Source organism: Gluconacetobacter sp. (genome assembly GCF_047721585.1).
Lineage (GTDB): Bacteria > Pseudomonadota > Alphaproteobacteria > Acetobacterales > Acetobacteraceae > Gluconacetobacter > Gluconacetobacter dulcium.
This window is the reverse complement of the sequence record NZ_JBDNXE010000017.1, coordinates 17844-37008: the sequence shown is the minus strand read 5'-3', so window position 1 is coordinate 37008 and position 19165 is coordinate 17844. Positions and strand designations below refer to the sequence as shown.

At 62.9% G+C, this 19165-nt stretch carries 14 protein-coding genes; 11 read left to right on the top strand and 3 right to left on the bottom strand.

Annotation, left to right across the window (positions count from 1 at the left end):
• Positions 1 to 204: 204 nt before the first annotated feature.
• The 10 genes from ABF821_RS05455 to ABF821_RS05410 all read left to right on the top strand — a co-directional run bounded on the left by ABF821_RS05455 (position 205) and on the right by ABF821_RS05410 (position 16038).
• Positions 205 to 1215, top strand: coding sequence for a dihydroorotate dehydrogenase-like protein (locus tag ABF821_RS05455; RefSeq protein WP_415529309.1), 1011 nt, complete (start codon positions 205 to 207; stop codon positions 1213 to 1215).
• A 277-nt stretch (positions 1216 to 1492) separates the two neighbouring features.
• The gene (locus tag ABF821_RS05450) at positions 1493 to 2863 is read left to right on the top strand and encodes a bifunctional enoyl-CoA hydratase/phosphate acetyltransferase (RefSeq protein WP_415529308.1); all 1371 of its coding nucleotides are present in this window, start codon (positions 1493 to 1495) and stop codon (positions 2861 to 2863) included.
• Between the two features lie 86 nt (positions 2864 to 2949).
• Positions 2950 to 4215 (top strand): MFS transporter, encoded by a 1266-nt coding sequence (locus ABF821_RS05445; RefSeq protein ID WP_415529307.1) that lies wholly within the window; start codon positions 2950 to 2952, stop codon positions 4213 to 4215.
• A gap of 90 nt (positions 4216 to 4305) precedes the next feature.
• On the top strand, positions 4306 to 5295 hold the full coding sequence (locus ABF821_RS05440) for an HlyD family secretion protein (RefSeq protein WP_415529306.1): 990 nt from the start codon (positions 4306 to 4308) through the stop codon (positions 5293 to 5295).
• Between the two features lie 8 nt (positions 5296 to 5303).
• Complete coding sequence (rbbA, locus tag ABF821_RS05435) at positions 5304 to 8084, top strand: ribosome-associated ATPase/putative transporter RbbA (RefSeq protein WP_415529305.1); 2781 nt, start codon at positions 5304 to 5306, stop codon at positions 8082 to 8084.
• On the top strand, positions 8081 to 9208 hold the full coding sequence (locus tag ABF821_RS05430) for an ABC transporter permease (protein ID WP_415529304.1): 1128 nt from the start codon (positions 8081 to 8083) through the stop codon (positions 9206 to 9208). Before rbbA ends, ABF821_RS05430 begins: the two co-directional genes overlap by 4 nt.
• 20 nt (positions 9209 to 9228) lie before the next feature.
• Entirely contained in the window at positions 9229 to 10644 is a 1416-nt protein-coding gene (locus ABF821_RS05425) for a TolC family protein (RefSeq protein WP_415529316.1), read from the top strand.
• A 472-nt stretch (positions 10645 to 11116) separates the two neighbouring features.
• On the top strand, positions 11117 to 12169 hold the full coding sequence (locus tag ABF821_RS05420; RefSeq protein WP_182975302.1) for a DNA cytosine methyltransferase: 1053 nt from the start codon (positions 11117 to 11119) through the stop codon (positions 12167 to 12169).
• Positions 12112 to 13236 carry a hypothetical protein gene (locus ABF821_RS05415; RefSeq protein ID WP_182975303.1) on the top strand — a complete coding sequence of 375 codons (1125 nt, stop codon included), beginning with the start codon at positions 12112 to 12114 and terminating at the stop codon, positions 13234 to 13236. The genes ABF821_RS05420 and ABF821_RS05415 overlap by 58 nt, the downstream gene beginning before the upstream one ends.
• Positions 13237 to 13770: 534 nt before the next feature.
• Positions 13771 to 16038, top strand: coding sequence for an AAA family ATPase (locus tag ABF821_RS05410; protein ID WP_415529303.1), 2268 nt, complete (start codon positions 13771 to 13773; stop codon positions 16036 to 16038).
• A gap of 182 nt (positions 16039 to 16220) precedes the next feature.
• Here ABF821_RS05410 and ABF821_RS05405 read toward each other — a convergent pair whose 3' ends face one another.
• The 3 genes from ABF821_RS05405 to ABF821_RS05395 form a co-directional block, all read right to left on the bottom strand.
• A complete protein-coding gene (locus ABF821_RS05405; RefSeq protein ID WP_183009069.1) occupies positions 16221 to 16526 on the bottom strand; it encodes a CcdB family protein in 306 nt (101 codons plus the stop codon).
• Positions 16527 to 16772, bottom strand: coding sequence for a type II toxin-antitoxin system CcdA family antitoxin (locus ABF821_RS05400; RefSeq protein ID WP_415529302.1), 246 nt, complete (start codon positions 16770 to 16772; stop codon positions 16527 to 16529).
• 195 nt (positions 16773 to 16967) lie between these two features.
• Positions 16968 to 17876, bottom strand: coding sequence for an AraC family transcriptional regulator (locus ABF821_RS05395; RefSeq protein WP_415529301.1), 909 nt, complete (start codon positions 17874 to 17876; stop codon positions 16968 to 16970).
• A 99-nt stretch (positions 17877 to 17975) separates the two neighbouring features.
• Between ABF821_RS05395 and ABF821_RS05390 the strand changes: the two genes are divergently transcribed.
• The gene (locus ABF821_RS05390; protein WP_415529300.1) at positions 17976 to 18731 is read left to right on the top strand and encodes an SDR family oxidoreductase; all 756 of its coding nucleotides are present in this window, start codon (positions 17976 to 17978) and stop codon (positions 18729 to 18731) included.
• The last annotated feature ends 434 nt before the right edge of the window (positions 18732 to 19165 follow it).

Genomic DNA, 19165 nt, shown 5'->3' with positions numbered 1-19165 from the left:
AAACGCGCGCTGGTGGCGATCCGACGCGCGTTTCCTGCGCTCCGGTGCTCACGGCCATTGAGGCCGCTCCGCTCCGGTGCTCGGAAACGCACGACGGGCGCGGCCCGTAGGGCCGCTCTCGCTCACCAGCCCACGTTTCCGGGCATAAACTTCGATGACATTTGACGATTTTTTGAGAACCGATGTCTTGAGAGGGTTGGGGATATGGATTTGAGAACGACTTATCTTGGTCTTGAACTGGCGCATCCGATCGTTGCTTCGGCGTCGCCGCTTGGTGCCGAGCTGGATGGCATCATGCGGCTGGCCGATGCGGGGGCGGCGGCGGTTGTGCTGTCGTCGATCTTCGAGGAGCAGATCGTCGCCCAGGAACTGGCCGAGGCGGCCATGACGGAGATGGGGACCGACTCCCAGCCGGAAGCGGCGGGTTATTGGCCGCCGGATGCGGGCAGCAACGTGCTGGATGGGCGGCTGGAAACTTTGCGGCGCGCGGCGGCGCGGGCCGGGGTGCCGATCATCGCCAGCCTGAACGGCTGTTCGGCCAGCGGATGGGTCGATTTCGCCCGCAAGCTGGAGCAGGCGGGGGCGTCGGCGATCGAACTCAACATCTATCGCGTGCCCGCCGACCCGGCGGAAAGCGGCGCCTCGGTCGAGGCGGCGGCGCTGGAGATCCTGCGCCGGGTGAAGGCGGCTGTGGGGGTGCCGGTCAGCGTGAAGATGGCGCCCTTCTTCAGTGCGCCCGGCCATATGGCGGCGCAGTTCGCCGAGGCCGGCGCGGATGGGCTGGTGCTGTTCAACCGGTTCTACGGGCCGGATGTCGATCTGGCGGCGCTGACGGCGCGCGATGACCTGCATCTGAGCAATCCCTATGACATTCGTCTGCCGTTGATGTGGGTCGGGCTGCTGTCGCGGCGGATTCCGACCTCGATCGCGGCATCGACGGGTGTGTGGAGCGGGGCGGATGTGGTGAAATATCTGCTGGCGGGGGCGGATGCGGTGATGACGACCTCCGCGCTGCTGCGGCATGGGCCGGCGTATCTGGGCACGTTGCTGGGCGAACTGCGCGGCTGGATGGAGCGCCGGGGCCATGAGTCGGTGGCGGCCTTCAAGGGGCAGCTTGCTGCCGGTGGGCAACCCGATGAGGCGGCGCAGTTCCTGCGGGCGCAGTATCGGACGATCCTGACCACCTATGATGCGCAATCGGCCTCGCGGCTGTAAGAGCCTGTGTAAGAGTCTGATCGAATTTTCGGTCAGACTGCACGGGGCACTTCTGCAAAAGTGGGCGGCCATCAGGGCCGTTCCGCTCAGATGCTTGAGAATACACGCCGGGCGTACTGCTTTGCGGCATGTGCGCTCGGCGGGCCGATTTCTTTGGCCGTCTCTAAAATCGGCAGTAATGGGTCTGCTTTGATCGGGATCAACGCGGTTGCCTGTTCGTCGGTATTATAACGGGAAATTGATCGTTCATCCTTTTTTGTCCGAAGGAAAATCGCTGGTGGATAAGACCCAGGAACTCGTGACCAACCGGTTGTTCAAGGATATCGCGGTTGGTGAGAAGGCCGACCTGACCGAGATCCTGACCAGGGACAATGCGGATCTGCTGGGTGGATGGCAGCCCGATGGGGCAGGGGTCGAGACGGCCAGCGTATCGCAGTCGGTGGCGAGCGTGTGGATCGGCATCCTGGTCATGCGGCTGGTCAGCACCCGCTTCCCCGGTGTGGGCAGCGTGGTGCGCAGCTATGCGCTGACGCTGGGGGGCGATGTCCTATCGGTCGGCGACCGGGTGGTGGTGACCTGCCAGGTGGTGGCGAAGCATGATGCGGATGCGCTGCTGGACCTGTCCTTCGTCAGTGTGCGGCAGGACGGGGGCGAGGTGGCGCGGGGCACCATGCAGATCCAGGCGCCGCAGGCGCCGCAATCGGTGGTCATGGCCTGTTCGTCGTTCGAGCATATCGTGACGCATCGCCGTTTCCGCGCCCTGTGTGAGAAGGCGGCCCAATTGCCGGCCCTGCCGATCGCCGTGGCCTATCCCTGCGATGACCTGTCGCTGCGCTCGGCCTGCGATGCGGCCCAGCGGGGACTGGGGCAGCCGATCCTGGTCGGGCCGAAGGCGCTGATCGAATCCGTCGCCAAGGATTCCGGCCTGTCGATCGACGGGCTGGAGATTGTCGAGGCCGAGGACGCGCATGCGGCCTCGGCCCAGGCGGTGGCGCTGGTGCGCTCGGGGCGTGCGCGCCTGCTGATGAAGGGGGCCGTGCATACCGATGTACTGCTCCACGAAGTGGTGGCGCGCCCGACCGGCCTGTGCGCCGATCGCCGCCTGAGCCATGTCTTCGTCATGGATGTGCCGTTCTATGACCGGTTGCTGATGATCAGCGACGCGGTGGTGAACATTGCGCCGGACGTGCGGGCCAAGCATGACATCGTGCAGAACGTGATCGATTTCGCGCATGTGCTGGGGCTGGCCGAACCGCGCGTGGCGGTTCTTTCGGCGGTGGAGACCGTCAACCCGGCGATCCAGTCCACGCTGGATGCGGCCGTGCTGTCGAAGATGGCCGACCGCAAGCAGATCACGGGCGGCATCGTCGATGGGCCGCTGGCCTTCGACAACGCGGTGAACCTGAATGCCGCGAAGATCAAGCATATCGATTCTCCCGTGGCCGGACGGGCGGATATCGTGATCGTGCCGACGCTGGAGGCGGGCAACATGCTGGCCAAGGAACTGTCCTTCCTGGCCGGCGCGGATGCCGCGGGCGTGGTGCTGGGTGCCAAGGTGCCGGTGATTTTGACCAGCCGTGCGGATTCCGAGCAGGCGCGGCTGACCTCCTGCGCCATTGCGCTGATCATGGCCCACGGCGCGGCATGAGGGCACCGCCTGTGGCGGCAGCGGTCTTTTTCGATTCGGTAAAACAATAAAAACCCGCCACGCAGTGGCGAGGGGAGGAGACGCCGATGACCATGGCTACCAGTGCGCCGCCTGTGGGCGGCGTGCAGGCGAAGGGAGGCTTTCAGGCCGGCTATGTGCTGGCCTGGGCGTTCTGCCTGCTGTTCTATTTCCTGCAATATTCCGTGCGGTCGGCGCCCAGCGTCATGATGGACGAACTGACCGCGACCATGGGGCTGACGACGGCGGGGCTGGCCTCGCTGCTGGGGCTTTATTACTACACCTATTCGGCGTGCTCGCTGATCTCGGGTGCGTCGATGGACCGGTGGGGGGCGAAGATCGCGCTGCCGGCGGGGACATTCGTGCTGGCCGTCGGGATTGCCATGTTCGGTGCCGGGCCGGTGTGGATGGCGGAACTGGGGCGTCTGTTGCAGGGGGCCGGGGCGGCGTTCGCCTTCGTCGGCGCGGTCTATCTGGCGTCGCACGGTTTTCCGGCGCGCTATCTGGCCACCGCGATCGGGGTGACCCAGTGCGTGGGGATGCTGGGCGGGGCGATGGGGCAATCGACCGTGGCGTGGCTGATCCATGGCGTGGTGCCGTGGCGGTCGTTCTGGGTCGATGCCGGGGTGGCGACGGCGGTCGTGGCGGTGGCGATCTTTCTGGGCACGCCGCGCCCGGAAAAGAGCGCCGTGGCCCCGCAAGGGTCGCTGCTGGCGCCTTACCGGATCGTGCTGGGCAATCGGCAATCGTGGCTGTGCGGCCTGTGTTCGGGCCTGCTGTTTCTGCCGACCACGGTGGGCAGCATGACCTGGGGCGTGTCGTTCATGACGCATGGGTGGCATCTGAGCTATCACGAAGCCGTGAGCCGGGCCGCGATGGTGCCGATCGGCTGGGTCTTCGGTTGCCCTGTCATGGGGTATCTGGCCGATCATCTGGGGCGGCGGAAGCCGGTGCTGTTCGGGGGGATCGTGGCGATGCTGCTGTCTTCCGTGGCGATCATCTATCCGCCGCCGGGCCTGTTCCCGCCCTATATCCTGGCCTTTATCCTGGGCTTTGCCTCGGGGGCGGCCATGATCCCCTACAGCATCATCAAGGAAGTGAATCCCGACGGCGTGAAGGGCAGCGCCACCGGGGCGATCAATTTCCTGGTGTTCGTGATGAGCGCGGTGGCGTCGCCGCTGTTCGGGTGGCTTCTGCAACGGCTGGCCGGGACCGCCGGATTGACGGAGACGGTGTTTCGTGAAGGCTTCTCGGTCGGTGTGGTGGGGATCGTGCTGGCCGGTGTCGTCGCCCTGTTCATCCGCGAAACCGGGTCTGCGGTGCGGGCGGGGTAGGACCGGCATAACTGCCCGTGTCACTTTGGCTTCTTGCATGCCGGAGAACGGGATAGGGTGTCTGTCGGGATGAACGGGAAGCGGGTGCAGATGTCACGCAAGATCCTCGTTGCCGGCGGTCTGGCCGGTCTGGTGGCCGTTATTGCCGTGGCCGGATGGCTGTGGGACCGGCAACTGGGACGGGCGGTGCCGGGCCTGTATCATTCCAACGGGCGGCTGGAACTGACGCGGATCGACGTGGCGGTGAAATATCCGGGGCGGATCGGCGCGTTGGACGCGCAGGAAGGGGATGTCGTTACCAAAGGCCAGATTCTGGCGCGCGAGGATGAGTCCGAGGCGCAGGCCCAGCTTGCGGCGGCCGTGGCCCGGCAGGGGCAGGCCGAGGCGGCGGTCGGCCGGGCACGGGCGGAACTGGCGGCGCGGACCCAGGCCGCGCGGCTGGCAAGTGACGAACTGGCCCATGCCCGGACCATGCGGCGGCAGATGCTGGTCTCCGACATGGAAGTGACGCAGCGACAGACGGCGCTGGATGTCGCCGAGCGCGCGCGTGACGGTGCGGCGGAGGCGGTTCAGGAGGCCGGCCGCGCGGTGGAGGCGGCGGCGGCGATGGTGGCGCAGGCCCGGACGGTGGTCGATGACATGGTGATCCGTGCGCCGGTCGGCGGGCGGATCGAATATCGCGTTGTCGAGGCGGGCAGCGTGCTGCCGGCGGGCGGGCGGCTTTATGCGCTGCTGGACCCGGTGGACCCGTATCTGACGGTTTTCTTTCCGGCGCGGGTCGTCCGGCAATTGCGGGTGGGGGACGAGGCGCGGATCGTGTTTGACGATCTGGACACCGGCGCGGTTGCGGCGCGGATTTCCTATATCTCGCCCGAGGCGCAGTTTACGCCGAAATATGTGGAGACCGCGACCGAGCGCGAGCAACTGGTCTATCGCGTGCGGCTGCGGGTGGAGCGCACGGCCCAGACGGATCTGGGGGGCCTGCTGAAGGCCGGCATGACGGGGGAGGGCTATGTGCGGACCGATGCCTCGGCCCCATGGCCGGCCGGCCCCGCCGGAGCGCGCCGGGCCGCGCCGTGAGCGGCGCCGTGTCCGTGCCCGACGCGCCCGCCGTGCCGCCGCCTGCCGCGCCGGGAGCGGGGATACGGGTGGAGAACGTTGGGCATTGCTATGGGAAGACCGAGGCGCTGCGCGATGTTTCGGTGGATCTGCCGGCGGGGACGACCATCGGCGTGATCGGGCCGGACGGGGTTGGGAAATCGACGCTGCTGGGGCTGATCGCCGGGGTGCGGCGGCTTCAGGGCGGGCGGGTGCTGACGCTGGGATGCGACATGGCCGACCGGCGGGAGCGGGAAGCCTTTCTCAGCCGCGTCGCCTTCATGCCGCAGGGGTTGGGGAAGAATCTGTATCCGACCCTGTCGGTGCGGGAGAATATCGATTTCTTCGCGCGGCTGTTCGGGCTGGATGCGCGGACCCGCGCGGCGCGGATCGGGCAGCTTCTGGAGGCGACCGGGCTGGCGCCTTTTCCCGATCGTCCGGCGGCCCAGCTTTCGGGCGGCATGAAGCAGAAGGTCAGCCTGTGCTGCGCGCTGGTGCATGACCCCGACCTGGTGATTCTGGACGAGCCGACCACCGGCGTCGATCCGCTGTCGCGCCGGCAGTTCTGGACGCTGGTGGACCAGTTGCGTGCCCGGCGGCCGGGCATGACCGTGATCGTCTCCACGGCCTATATGGAAGAAGCCGAGCGGTTCGAATGGCTGGTGGCGATGAATGACGGGCAGGTGCTGGCCTGCGACCGGACGGAAGCCATCCTGCACCGTACCGGGCGGGCCACGCTGGAAGACGCCTATATTTCTCTGTTGCCCGAGGCCGAGCGGGCGGGGGCCTCGGCCTTCTCGATTCCGCCTTATCACGATCCGGGCGGGGCGCCCGCGATCGAGGCGGATGGGCTGACCAAGCAGTTCGGGCGCTTCGTGGCCGTCGATCATGTCAGTTTTCATATCGGGCGGGGGGAGATCTTCGGATTTCTCGGCTCCAACGGTTGCGGCAAATCGACCACGATGAAGATGCTGACCGGCCTGCTGGATGTGAGCGCGGGGAGTGCCAGGGTTTTCGGGAAGCCGGTGCGCGCGGGCGATCTGGAGAGCCGGATGGATATCGGCTACATGTCGCAGGCGTTTTCGCTGTATGAGGAACTGACGGTTCGGCAGAACCTGATTTTGCAGGCAAGGCTTTTCCGGTTTTCGGCGGGTGAGGCGGAGACGCGGGTGCGGGCGGCGCTGGCGGATTTCGCGCTGGAGGGCGTGGCCGATCTGCGGCCGGCGGGATTGCCGCTGGGTATTCGCCAGCGGCTGCAACTGGCGGCGGCGTGCATCAACGATCCGTCGATCCTGATCCTCGACGAGCCGACATCGGGGGTGGACCCGGCCGCGCGGGAGATGTTCTGGAAGCATCTGGTGGCGCTGTCGCGCGAAAAGCAGGTGACGATCTTTGTCTCCACCCATTTCATGAACGAGGCCGCGCGGTGCGACCGGATCTCGTTCATGCATCGCGGGCGGGTGCTGGCGGTGGGGACGCCGGATGAGCTGGTGCAGGCCCGGCACGCCGCGACGCTGGAGGATGCCTTCGTCGCCTATCTTGAAGAGGCGATGGCGGGGGACAGGGAGAACGTGCCGGCAGGCGAGGCGGCCGCCGGGCCGGCCGTTGCCGCGTCGGGCCGGCATGGGCCGGCGACGGGTCTGCGCGGCTGGGTGGCGCGGGCCTATGCGTTCGGGCGGCGCGAGGCGGTGGAACTGATGCGCGACCGGTTGCGGCTGCTGTTCGCCGTCGGCGGGCCGGCGGTGCTGCTGCTGATCGCGGCGTTCAGCATCTCGTTCGACATCAATACCGTCCGTTTCACGGTCTGCGATCATGATCGGACGCAGGCCAGTCGGGAACTGGTGGAGCAGTTTCGGGGATCGCGCTATTTCGTGGAGCGGGCGGCGTCGCCCGACAGTGCGACGCTGGAGGAGCGGCTGCGGCGTGGCGCGGTCGATATCGGCATCGATATCCCCGCCGCGTTCGGTCGCGATGTGGCGGCCGGGCGCGACCCGGCGATCGGGCTTGCGATCGACGGGGCGGTGCCGTTCCTGGGGGCGAATATCCGCTCTTACGCGCAGGGGGTGGTGATGCAGGCGGTGCTGACCATGATGCGCGAGAAGGGCGTGGTCAGGACGGAGGCCGCGCCGGTCCAGATCCTGCCGCGTTTTGTCTATAATCAGGAATTCCGCAGCGTTTATGCGATGACGCCGGGCACCATCATGCTGGCGCTGATCCTGATCCCGACCATGCTGACGGCGCTGGGGGTGGTGCGGGAGAAGGAGATCGGTTCGATCATCAACCTCTATGCCTCGCCCGCGACGGTGGGGCAGTATCTGGTGGGCAAGCAGGTGCCCTATGTGCTGGTGGCGCTGGTGGCCTATCTGGTGCTGGTGCTGCTGTCGGTGACGCTGCTGGGGGTGCCGCTGAAAGGGTCGTTCCTGGCGCTGTCGTTCGGTGCGCTGCTGTATCTGTTCGCGGCGACGGGGCTGGGGCTGCTGGTTTCGGCCTTTACGACCTCGCAGGTGGCCGCGATCTTTGGGGCGGCGCTGATCTGCCTGATTCCGGGTGTCAATTTCTCGGGCCTGCTTTATCCGGTCTCGACCCTTTCGGGGCTGGGCTATGGGGTGGGGATGGGGTTTCCCGCCGGGTGGTTCCAGATCATCAGTCTGGGCAGTTTTACCAAGGGGGTCGGGGCCGCGACGTTCGTGACGGCCTATCTGGTGCTGGCGGTTTCGGCGGTCGTCTGCATGCTGGGGGCGCGCCTGATGATCCGGAAGCAGGAGCGGTGAGGCGCTGGTGGATCACCGTCGGGCTGCTGTGCCGCAAGGAGGCGGTGAGCCTGCGCCGCGACGGCGTGTTGCTGGGGCTGATCGTCTTTGCCTTTACCGCCGCGATCCTTGTCGTCGCCAACGGGGTGAAGGCCGAAGTGTCGCATGCCACCATCGCTTTTATCGACGAGGACCGCTCCACCCTGTCGCGCCAGTTGCGCGAGGATGTGCAGGAGCCCTATTTCCAGACCCCGGTGGTGGTGGACCGCGAGACGGCGCGCGAGCGGCTGGACCGGGGGACGCTGATCTTCGTCGTCGATGTGCCGCCGCGTTTCGAGGCCGATCTGCTGGCGGGGCGGATGCCGTCGCTGGATGTTCAGGTCGATGCCACCGCCATGACCCAGGCGGGGCTGGGTGTCGTGTATCTGCAATCCATTTTTCTCAACCGGATCGCCGAGGCGATGCCGCGCCCGGTTGCGGGGCCGGCGCTGCCGTTTCATCTCGTGCCGCGCATCCGCTTCAACCCCAATGCGGAATCCGCCTGGTTTTCCTCGGTGATGCAGATCGTGACCAATGTGACCGTGCTGTCGATCATCCTTGTCGGGGCCGCCGTGATCCGCGAGCGGGAGCATGGCACGATCGAGCATCTGCTGGTGTTGCCGGTTTCGGCGAGCGAGATCGCGGTGGCCAAGATCGTGGCCAATGGACTGGTGATCTTCGTCGCCGCCCTGCTGTCGCTGCTGCTGGTGGTGCATGTCTGGCTGGGGGTGCCGCTGGCGGGGTCGCTGGCGCTGTTCGCGCTGTGCCTGTTCGCTTATGTGATCGCGGTTTCGGCGCTGGGGATGATGCTGGCGACCGTTGCGCCGGCGATGCCGCAATTCGGCCTGCTGGCGGTGCCGGTCTATGCCGTGGCCTATCTGCTGTCGGGCGCCGCGACGCCGGTGGCGAACATGCCGAGCCTGTTGCAGGCGGTGATCGGCGTGCTGCCGACGACGCAGTTTGTCAGCCTGACGCAATCCATCCTGTATCGCGGCGCGGGGCTGGACACCGTGTGGCTGCCGCTGCTGGTGATCGTGGTGTCGGCCGTGCTGTTTCTGCTGACGGCGCTGGTGCGGTTCCGCTCCATGCTGGCGCGGCAGGGGTGAGGAGATTGGGTGTGAGACGAATGTCCCGCTGTCTGTGGCTGGCGACTCTGGCGCTGGGTGTGGGGTTGGCCGGCGGTTGCACCCGAAAGGACAGCGCCGCGCCGCCGTCGCGGGTGGTGGTGCCGGCGCGCTTTGCCGAGGCGCCGGCCGGGGGCGGGGCGCCTGCCGACCTCGCCCGCTGGTGGACGCAATGGCGTGATCCGGTGCTGGACCGGCTGGTCGAGGGGGCTTTGGCGGCCAACCTGGATCTGGCCGTGGCGCGGGAGCATGTGCGGCAGGCCGGGGCCTATGTGGCGGTGGCGCGTTCCGCGCTTTATCCCACCGTGGGGGCGACCGGGAACATCGCGGGGGGCGGGCTGGGCTGGAGCAATCCGGCCGTGCCGGCGGTGCTGGCCCCCAATCTGGGCGATCCGGCGACGGATGGGCATCTGGCCGGGTTGGCGGCGGCGTGGGAGCCGGATCTCTTCGGCGGCCGGCATGCCGACCTGCGCGCGGTGCGGGCGGTTGCGCAGTCGGTGGAGGAGCAGCTTCATGGCACCCGCATGCTGGTCGCGGCGGATGTGGTGGAGAGCTATGTCGGGGCGGTGGACGACCGGCGGCGGGTGGCGCTGATCGACCGCTCGGCCACGGTACTGGACCGCATGGAGACCTATGCCGCCGCGCGGATGGCGGCGGGGCAGGCGACGCGGGCGGATCTCGATGCCGTGCGGGCGCGGCGGCGGGCGTTGCTGGCGACCCGGCCGATGCTGGTGGCGGACATGGATACGCGGCGGCGGCGGATCGCCGTGCTGTCGGGCCTGCCGCCTGAGCAGGCGCCGGCCATCCCGGAACCGGCGGCGTTCGTGATTCCGCCGGCGCCGGCCGGGATCGTGCCCGTGGCGGTGATGGAGCGGCGGCCCGATATCCTGGCCCGGCGCGATCTGGTCGCCGCCGCGCTGGAGCGGTTGCGCAGTGCGCGGACCGATCTGCTGCCGCGTTTCGGGCTGGAATTCTTCGGGGGCAACGGGCGGCTGCGTTTCGACGGGTTGCCCGGCCTGTCGGGGAGTGGCGGGTTGATGGCCTTGACGGCCTATCTGCCGATCTTCACCGCCGGGCGTATCCAGGCGCAGATTCAGGGCGCCGATGCGCGGCTGGACGAGGCCGTGACGCTGTATGACCAGGCGCTGCTGACGGCGCTGTCCGAGGTGGAGACGGCGTATGAAAGCCGTGCCGCGCTGGACGGGCAGGGGCAGGGGCTCGCCGCCGCGCTGGCGACGGCGCAGCGTGAGGCGCGGGACCGGATGGGGCTGTTCGATGGCGGGCAGGGAGTGCTGCTCGACGCGCTTCAGGCGCGGCTGAATGTCATTGCGGTGGAGGATGCGCTGGTGCGCTCGGAAGACGGGCGGGCGCTGGCGACGGTCAGGCTGGCGATGGCGCTGGGGGGTGGGGTGCCTTGACAGGGGTGTTGTTGCATAGGCGCGAAGGTGGGGATTTTTACTGCATTTCGGAGGCTTCTGTTGTCTGGCAGCCATTCGCTTGCGTGCCGTTTGGCGCGCCGGGAATGCAGTATCAGGGATCCTGAGTTAGCGCTTATGGGCCTGATCTCTGCCTTATGCCCGGAAGGGGTGTGGTCGTCCCTGTTGCTGCTGTTTGTGGAGGCGGCTTTCAGCATCCTGGGGAGGTCGGTTTTTTTTTGGAAACCGGAATGGCGGCTTTGGGGCGAGTACCTGAGGTGAGCGGCCATTCGTTGGCACCACGCCTGAGTCGGCTGATATCAAAATGGCCTTTGGGGCCGCGTCGGGTAGGTCATGGGAAGGCGGTGCAAGTTGGTCGCCTACCCTGCCTCCGCGAACGTTTCGTCGTGGCGTCCATCGAAACTAAACGGGAACAAACTTGCCTTCGTCGCAGTGGTGTTGCATGTTTCAGCGTATGAAAGCACTCGACTTATTTTCTGGACCGGGCGGATTGTCGCTTGGAATGAAGCGCGCCGGAATAGAACCCGTTGCATGCGTCGAGAAAAGCAAGGACGCGGTGGCTACGTATGACGCGCACACGCCGGACGCTGAACACTACCGCTCTGACATTCGTAGCATATCATTCGAACGCTATCGCGGGAATGTGGACGTAGTTTTCGGTGGCCCACCATGCCAACCGTTTTCGACAGGCGGCTTGCGTAAAGGTACCGCCGATGCTCGTAACATGTTTCCCGAATTTATGCGAGTGCTGAAGGAGGTCCGCCCCGCCGCGTTCTTGGCCGAAAACGTGCCGGGCCTGGCAACGCGCAACCGGGTTCAATATCTTGGTGAATTGTTGAGCGAATTTGAGACGCTAGGCTTCAATGTATCGTGGAACGTAGTCTCGGCCGCGGACTATGGCGTTCCGCAAAAGCGGCGGCGTCTCATCATTGTGGGCATGAAGAAGGGCACGTTTTGGTTTCCGAAGCCAACGCATGGACCGGATGCTCACATTCCGCACGTCGCGTCGGGTAGCGTGATCGACAAGGCATCGCCGCTTGGCGAACCGCCCGATTGCCCGGTCGTGTATGCGAAATATCCTGATCCGCGCCGAAGCCCCTACGCCGGTCACGTTTATAACGGCGGAGGTCGTCCCATCGACCTATCGACGCCGTGCCATACGCTGTTGGCTTCGGCGGGCGGTTACAAGACGCATTGGATCGATACGATGGACATTGCGCCCGAGTATTCGGCGCACTTGATGGCAGGCGGTGCGCCTCGCGATGGCGCTGTTCCCGGTGCGCGCCGAATGACGTTGGAAGAATCGGCGCTAATTCAAACTTTCCCCGCCGACATGTGGTTCGCCGGTTCGCGGTCGTCCCAATACACGCAAGTTGGCGACGCTGTTCCGCCAATGCTTGGTCACGCCCTTGGCGTCGCACTTCGTCGCCAGCTTGAAGGCGCAACGATTTGCCCGATGACGCACTATCAGTCAGAAGCTTCATTGCCATTGTTGATGACAGCGTAATGTCTCGCAATTTGTTGGTCGAATACGCGGTAGACGTGGCGCTTGAACGGCTGGATGCTTTCATTGAAGGCGAGAAGCTGACGGCGTTGCCCAACGCTGCGGCCCGCGCTGCAATGGACGGCCAGCTTGGCGACGGTTCGAACAGCGTCCGGTTGGCGTCGCTGTTCTTCGTCTTCTATGCGACGGTTGATACGGCGTGGGATTGCAATTCGATCCCGACTGGCATTCGCGGCATTTACGGCGACAAGCGGTTGGCGACGCAATTGGGGCTTCGCAGCATCACGCTTCACAACGCTGTTACAGCGTTCGGCGAAAACCTTGGGTGGAAGGGTAACGTCGCCAATTCCCGCCTTCAAAACGACGTGCGGTTCGACGGCTTCGCCCGCGCGATTGCTGGTATGAACCCCGAACAGCGGGCGCTATGCGCCGACTACATGGCCGCACGGTTCGCCGAAAGCCGGAAGGTCATTGCGCCATTACCGCCAGTTGCAGACGACGTGTTGACCTATGCCCGTGCGCGGAAGCTATTTTATTTGCTGATTGCCATTCCGTCCGAAGGCAACGTTCAGCAATTCCTTGTCGCTGCGCTGCTGTTCGTCCATCGGCAACGCCACGGCTATGACATTCGAACACACCACGTTCATGCATCCGACCGCTTCGACGCGACGGCTGGCGATATTGAGGAAATGTTGAACGGCGACCTTGTGCGCGCCTACGAAGTTACGGTCCGCCCTGATTGGAAGAACCGTGTCGGCGACTTCCGTAAGAAGATGGACGGTGCGAGCCTGCGCAAATACACCATCATTGCGTCGAACGTGAATAGCGACGACGACCTTGCCGAACCCGCCGATATGATACGCTTCCTTGCGCCGTATGGTCGCGACATTGCGGTCGTGGACATTCACGATTTCGTCAACGTCTTCGCGATGGAACTGAACGCCGACGAACTGCGCCGCGCGGTCACGCAAACCTACAGCTATCTAACGACGCCAAGCTTGTGCGGACGCGCCGATATTATTGATAAGTTCAACGCTGCGGTCGAAGGTTGGTTGGACGAAGCCACCTAAAACCTACCCATGCTCTGCCGAATGCTACGCCGGAAATAATATCGAAAATCACGACGTTGATTTCGTTATAGATTAGATGCTTATCTGCCCGCGTCCCACGGCCTCAATGGGAGTGCGGTCGGTAGTTATATGGCAACTGCGCTACGAATGTCGCCGGTGAGTGGTACTTCGGTTTGCGGCCCGTCTTCGTTCGTAGCGTTATATCTGAACCACCGTCCGCTTTCGGACCGCAGAAAGGATGGCATGAATGACCTGTTGAAAGCGGATGCGGCCTGCTAGCTCAAGATTGCCTGGCAGACAAGCCGCTTTGGCGAGTTTCCTGCCGGTCAGAATTCGGGCCGCGTCAGCCATAAGAGGCATAAATCCGAATCGACTGCTTCCGATCAATTATGGTCGTTTCAAGTCTGGATTTGCATACCCTGATACCGAAGATTATGGTGACTATACGTCATGCTTGCCTTTCAATAAAGGCTAAAGGTATTTTAGATGTATATAATCCATGCCAAGCCGATGACGTGGTAACGAGGGGGCGCGTTGATTGAAGAAATAAAAATCGCCGGATGCGCCAGCTATAGCGTCGAGGGACAGAGGCTTACCGAGCTTCGAAAAATCAATTTTATCTACGGCGCGAACGGCTCAGGCAAGACCAGCATCTCGCGCGTAATCGCGGCTCCGGCAGATCATCCGGCGTGTACGATCCGTTGGGCCAATGAACGGCCTCTTGAATGCCTCGTCTACAACACCGATTTCGTGGAGCGGAATTTCCGGTCTAACCTGCCCGGCATTTTTACGCTGGGCGAGCATGATGCAGCAGTGCTGGACCAGATCGACCAGACGCGAAGGCAGATTGCGGAGATTGAGCGCGATATCAGCGCGCGTAACATCGTACTTCATGGCGATGATGGCGCGAGCGGTAAACTCGGGGACCGTTCGGTACTGCACGAGAATATCGTGAACGAATGTTGGAAGCTGAAGAGCCGCTATGACGCCGATTTCCAGTCCGCCTTCACGGGCGTACGCGGCTCCAGGGCGCGCTTCTGTGACGCAATCCTAAGTCAGTGGGCGTCCAATCGGGCGACGCTTCATCCGCTCGAGGACTTGAAGAAGCGTGCTGCCGTCATTTTCGAAAAGGGACTTGCACGGGAGAGCGTGATTCGTGTGCCCGATAGTGTCGAGTTAACCCGGCTGGAGGCGTTGCCAATCCTCGTGAAAAAAGTCGTTGGTCAGGGTGATGTCGATATCGCCGGTCTGATCGATCGTCTTGGCAACAGTGACTGGGTGAAGCAGGGCATCAGCTATTTCGTAAAGAGCGCGCCCCAATGTCCATTCTGTCAGCAGGATGTCGACGCCGATCTCGCGAAGCGCATCGGCGATTATTTCGACGATGTCTATGATCGCGACATTGCGGATATCGCGTGTCTCGTTACAGGGTACGAGGCAGCGAGCGTAGCCTACCTCCAGGCGCTCAATGAGATATCGCAGACCAGCTCACGCTACATTGAGGCTGATCAACTGGCTGACCTTGTCGAACGTGTGACCGCGCGGCTTGCCCTCAATCAGCAGCATATCGCACGAAAGCAGAAAGAGCCGAGTGCCGTCGTCACGGTGGAGGACAACACTGACCTGTTCGCGGAAGTGCGGGCTTTTCTCATGGCCGCCAATGCGGCAATCAATGAACATAACCGAGCCGTCGATGATATAGGCAATCAGAAGACGCTGCTCACTAGAGAAATCTGGAAGTATATACTGGAAGAGGCCAAGAGTGTTCTCAATAACTACCATTCCAGCAAGACGGCGGTAGATGCAGCGATCAACGGCATCGAAGCGAGCCTGATAACCAAGCGCGGCGACCTCGCAACCACGAGGCAAACATTGCGTGATCTTGAGAAGGGTATCACGAGCGTTCAGCCCACCGTGACCGAGATCAATGCATTGCTGGCCTCATTCGGTTTTCGTGGTTTCAAGCTCGCCACAGCGGGCGATCAGGGCAACCTATATGAGATCGTCCGTCTTGACGGCAGCAACGCCGTTAGGAGTCTGAGCGAAGGTGAGAAGACTTTCGTTACCTTCCTCTATTTCTACCATCTGATCCGCGGCAGCGTTTCGGAATCCGGAATGACGAGCAATCGGGTCATTGTGTTCGACGACCCGATTTCGAGCCTCGACAGCGATATTCTGTTCATCGTCTCTAGCTTGATCAAGCGTGTGTTCGAGTTGAGCCGCGTACAGAACAGCATGATTCGGCAGGTGTTCGTGCTCACCCACAACATTTATTTCCACAAAGAGGTATCGTTCGATCCCGAGCGGAAGAGAGAACGCCGCGCGCACGAAACCTTCTGGATCGTCAAGAAGATCGATGATATCTCGACGCTGGAATCCTTCGATCACAACCCAATCAAGACATCCTATGAGTTACTCTGGTCCGAGGTGCGCAACGAGAACCGTTCCAACCTCACCATCCAGAACACACTGCGTCGCATTCTGGAGAACTATTTCAAAATCCTTGGCAACATGGACAAAGACAAGATTATCGAGAAATTCGATGGCCGTGAGAAGGTAATCTGCGCATCGCTTTTTTCGTGGGTGAACGACGGCTCGCACAGCACGCATGACGATCTCTACGTCTCCACTGATGCTGCCACAGTGGACGTCTATCTCGGCGTCTTTAAACGTATTTTCGAAGAGACCGGGCACATGCAGCATTATCACATGATGATGGGCACGGAACTTGTGCCCATAGCTTCTGTTTCGCCGATTGAAACGGCATCTCCAGTCACGAACAGCGGACAAGATGCGGCATGATCACTATATCAGATTAAGTATATCTGGCTGACGCTGTTGCTTCTTTGCGCCTCGAGCCCGATCGTGCAAGTATCGTTTCAAATTTGTCGATCGAAGTGTGCCTGAAAAATATCGGTTTTCGGGGCGCTGCCACAACTGTCTGGATGGCAGAGATGAGGGCGAAAACCGATCGAGGTTCCATTTTAGAAACCAGTTAGAAGTAGATCAAGCGCCTGGGTGATCTCATCCTGATAAATAGACAATGAAGTCACGATTTTCTTTAGATCACGGACAGGTACAGCAGCCATAAACTGCGTCATCATAACGAACGAATGGTCGTCGACTACAAAAACAGGATTTAGTCTCTTTGCCGGTTTTGGTGCCACTTCCTGTGATAAAAGTGGTACCACCATGCGGGTGCCCAACTCGTCCAGCAGGTCTGCCTGTACATCCAGAACGAAACGCACTTCATCTCGTCCGGCCAGACAATACACGTCAAAACGGGCCATTCAGAAGTTCCGGTAGTCCGCGAGAGGAAGACCGTTTTCTTCGACATACTGTCGGGATGCTTCAAGGGATGATCGGTTTTCTGCGAGCCATTGTTGAGCGCGGATCGACGCGATCGCAGACTTCAACCCCTGTTCGCAGGCTTGCGATATGTTGAGATCAAGCGATTTGGCTTCCTCGAGTAACTGAGCCGGTAACGTCACATTCGTGGGACGACGTAACGGACTGGCGGAATGTCGGCGAACCATAGCTTTTACCCCATACTTTAGGAGGTGAATCTTGGCACATATCCATGCGCATAACTATGCTCATGTTGGTATCCGGATGTATAACTATTTTTTGGAAGATTCCGTAACGCCTTTTGCATTCAAAATGAGGCGTTTGCTGTCTGTCCGTTCAACGACATCAGGCGGGCAGATCGTTGATGCTGGAGCTGGCGACCCTTACTGGACGCCCCCGACAGAGCGAATATACTGCGTTGGCGACATGCCAACGTGGCGGGCAAAGGCGGTGCTGAACGTGCTTGCCGAGCCGTAGCCGACTTGCGCGGCGATATGGTCCATCGCCACTTTGCGTGTGCGGAGCAGACGCTTGGCAAGCGCCATGCGCCATGCCAGCAGATAGTCCATCGGTGGATGTCCGACGACGCGCGTGAAGCGCGCGAAGAATGCCGAGCGCGACATTCCGGCCTCGGCGGCGAGATCGACGACGGTCCAGCCGTGTGCCGGGCGGGCGTGCATGGACCGCAGGGCCGAGACCAGGCGATCGTCCGCCAGTCCGCGAGAGAGGCTTGGTATCGACAGGGTGTCGGCGCCGCATCGAAGGGCCTCTATGAGCAGCACCTCGAGAAGACGTTCCAGAACGACCTCGCGCCCCGGCCGGGAATGACGTGTCTCATCGGCCACCAGTTGCAGCAGCAGCGCGAGCCGGGGTTCGCCGCTGGCGACGATCATAGTCGGCAACAGGGAGACGAGCAACGCGGCGTCGGGCGAGGCGAAGCTGCACAGGCCGACCTGCATCCTGAGCGTCACCGGTTCGTCAGCCTGTCCGACCCGAAAACGCCCTTCGCCGATTTCCGTCGGCATCGTGGTGACCCCATGGGGCGGCGCATCGATGCTTTCGACGACGTGATCGTTGGTCGAAGGGGATAAGACGAAATCGCCCTTTCGCACGATGATTGGCGGCCGGGCGGGCGACACGATCCGGCATTCGCCTTCAAGCACCGCAAAGAAAACCGGCTGGCCCTCGACCTTGCGGTGGAGGCGCCATCGGCCGGCATATTCGATGAGTTTGGAGTAACTGGCCGAGGGCTGGAGCAGGGTCACGATCTCGGCAAGCGGATCTATGGTCATAACAGGACGATCGCCAATGGATTCGAGATGGTCGAGCGTAGATGGTCTCGCGGTTCACGACCATATCTGGAGAACCACATACGACATCGGAGTGTGCTCATGCCTACCGTCCTTATCACCGGATGTTCCTCGGGTTTCGGTCTGGAGACCGCGCGGCTGTTCCTCGAAAAAAACTGGCATGTCGTCGCCACGATGCGCCGGCCCACGGACGATATCCTGCCCGTGTCGGATCGTCTGACCATCCTGCCGCTCGACGTTACCGATCCGGACAGTGTCAGGACGGCGTTCGCGCAGGCGGGCGATATCGACGTGCTGGTCAATAATGCGGGGTTCGGCGCGGCCGTGCCGGTCGAACTGATCGAGCCGGATACCGCGCGCGCATTGTTCGAGACCAACACGCTCGGCACGCTGGCGACGATGCAGGCGATCCTGCCCATGTTCCGCGAACGCCGCCGTGGTACGATCATCAATGTCACGTCGACGGTCACTCTCAAGCCGCTGCCGCTGGTCGGCGTCTATCGGGCGAGCAAGGCAGCCGTGAATGCGCTGACCGAAAGCCTGGCGGTCGAAATGAAGCCGTTCGGCGTGCGCGTGCATATCGTCCTTCCCGGTCGCTCGCCCGAGACACGTTTCGGCAATAACGCCTTGCCGCATCTGCGCGGACTGGACAATGCCGACTACCAGCCGATGATCGAAGGCATGATCGCTGGTTTTCGCGAGGAAAGTGGTCCGATTACCCATGCTGGCGACGTGGCGGCGGCGGTCTGGCGGGCGGCCGTCGATCCGGACGCCCCGCTCAGGATCGCGGCGGGTGAAGACGCGGTACAGTGGATGGTTGAGGCCGGGCAGGCGTAATCGGCGGTTATACCTCGGACATGCGAACGGCTGCATCTATCCTTGTGTCGCAATCGTTTGCATGATCGTGCCGCGTTGCTTTTTCGGCGGAGCGCCTTCTCACGGAGATGAGCCGCCGGGCAGCGCGGGATAGGGTGGCGACGATACGCGTCAATTTATCATCGGATGATCCGGGGGATGATCCGGCGGATCGACTGGTCAACGGCTCGAGATTTTCGGCGGGCCTGGATGGGCGGAAACCAGAAAGCGGGCTTGCGATGCCGCGTCCTGGTTTGCGGATTCTTCGCGTTGAGGATTGAGGATATGAGCACGCATCGCGCGTAAACCGGCTCGCCGCGTCGTTGCGTTTATTTTGCCGCGTCCGGGGGTGTGGCGCGGCCCCCGGGGCGTGATCCGCATTGCGCGGCGACCGTCGGTGGCACGGTGTCCATCGA

Bases quoted from the DNA above. Each gene is read 5' to 3' on its own strand.
- ABF821_RS05395 (WP_415529301.1), bottom strand. From the start codon at position 17,876: ATGACCATAGATCCGCTTGCCGAGATCGTGACCCTGCTCCAGCCCTCG.
- ABF821_RS05390 (WP_415529300.1), top strand. From the start codon at position 17,976: ATGCCTACCGTCCTTATCACCGGATGTTCCTCGGGTTTCGGTCTGGAG.
- ABF821_RS05400 (WP_415529302.1), bottom strand. From the start codon at position 16,772: ATGGTTCGCCGACATTCCGCCAGTCCGTTACGTCGTCCCACGAATGTG.
- ABF821_RS05440 (WP_415529306.1), top strand. From the start codon at position 4,306: ATGTCACGCAAGATCCTCGTTGCCGGCGGTCTGGCCGGTCTGGTGGCC.
- ABF821_RS05445 (WP_415529307.1), top strand. From the start codon at position 2,950: ATGACCATGGCTACCAGTGCGCCGCCTGTGGGCGGCGTGCAGGCGAAG.
- ABF821_RS05405 (WP_183009069.1), bottom strand. From the start codon at position 16,526: ATGGCCCGTTTTGACGTGTATTGTCTGGCCGGACGAGATGAAGTGCGT.
- ABF821_RS05455 (WP_415529309.1), top strand. From the start codon at position 205: ATGGATTTGAGAACGACTTATCTTGGTCTTGAACTGGCGCATCCGATC.
- ABF821_RS05425 (WP_415529316.1), top strand. From the start codon at position 9,229: ATGTCCCGCTGTCTGTGGCTGGCGACTCTGGCGCTGGGTGTGGGGTTG.
- ABF821_RS05420 (WP_182975302.1), top strand. From the start codon at position 11,117: ATGAAAGCACTCGACTTATTTTCTGGACCGGGCGGATTGTCGCTTGGA.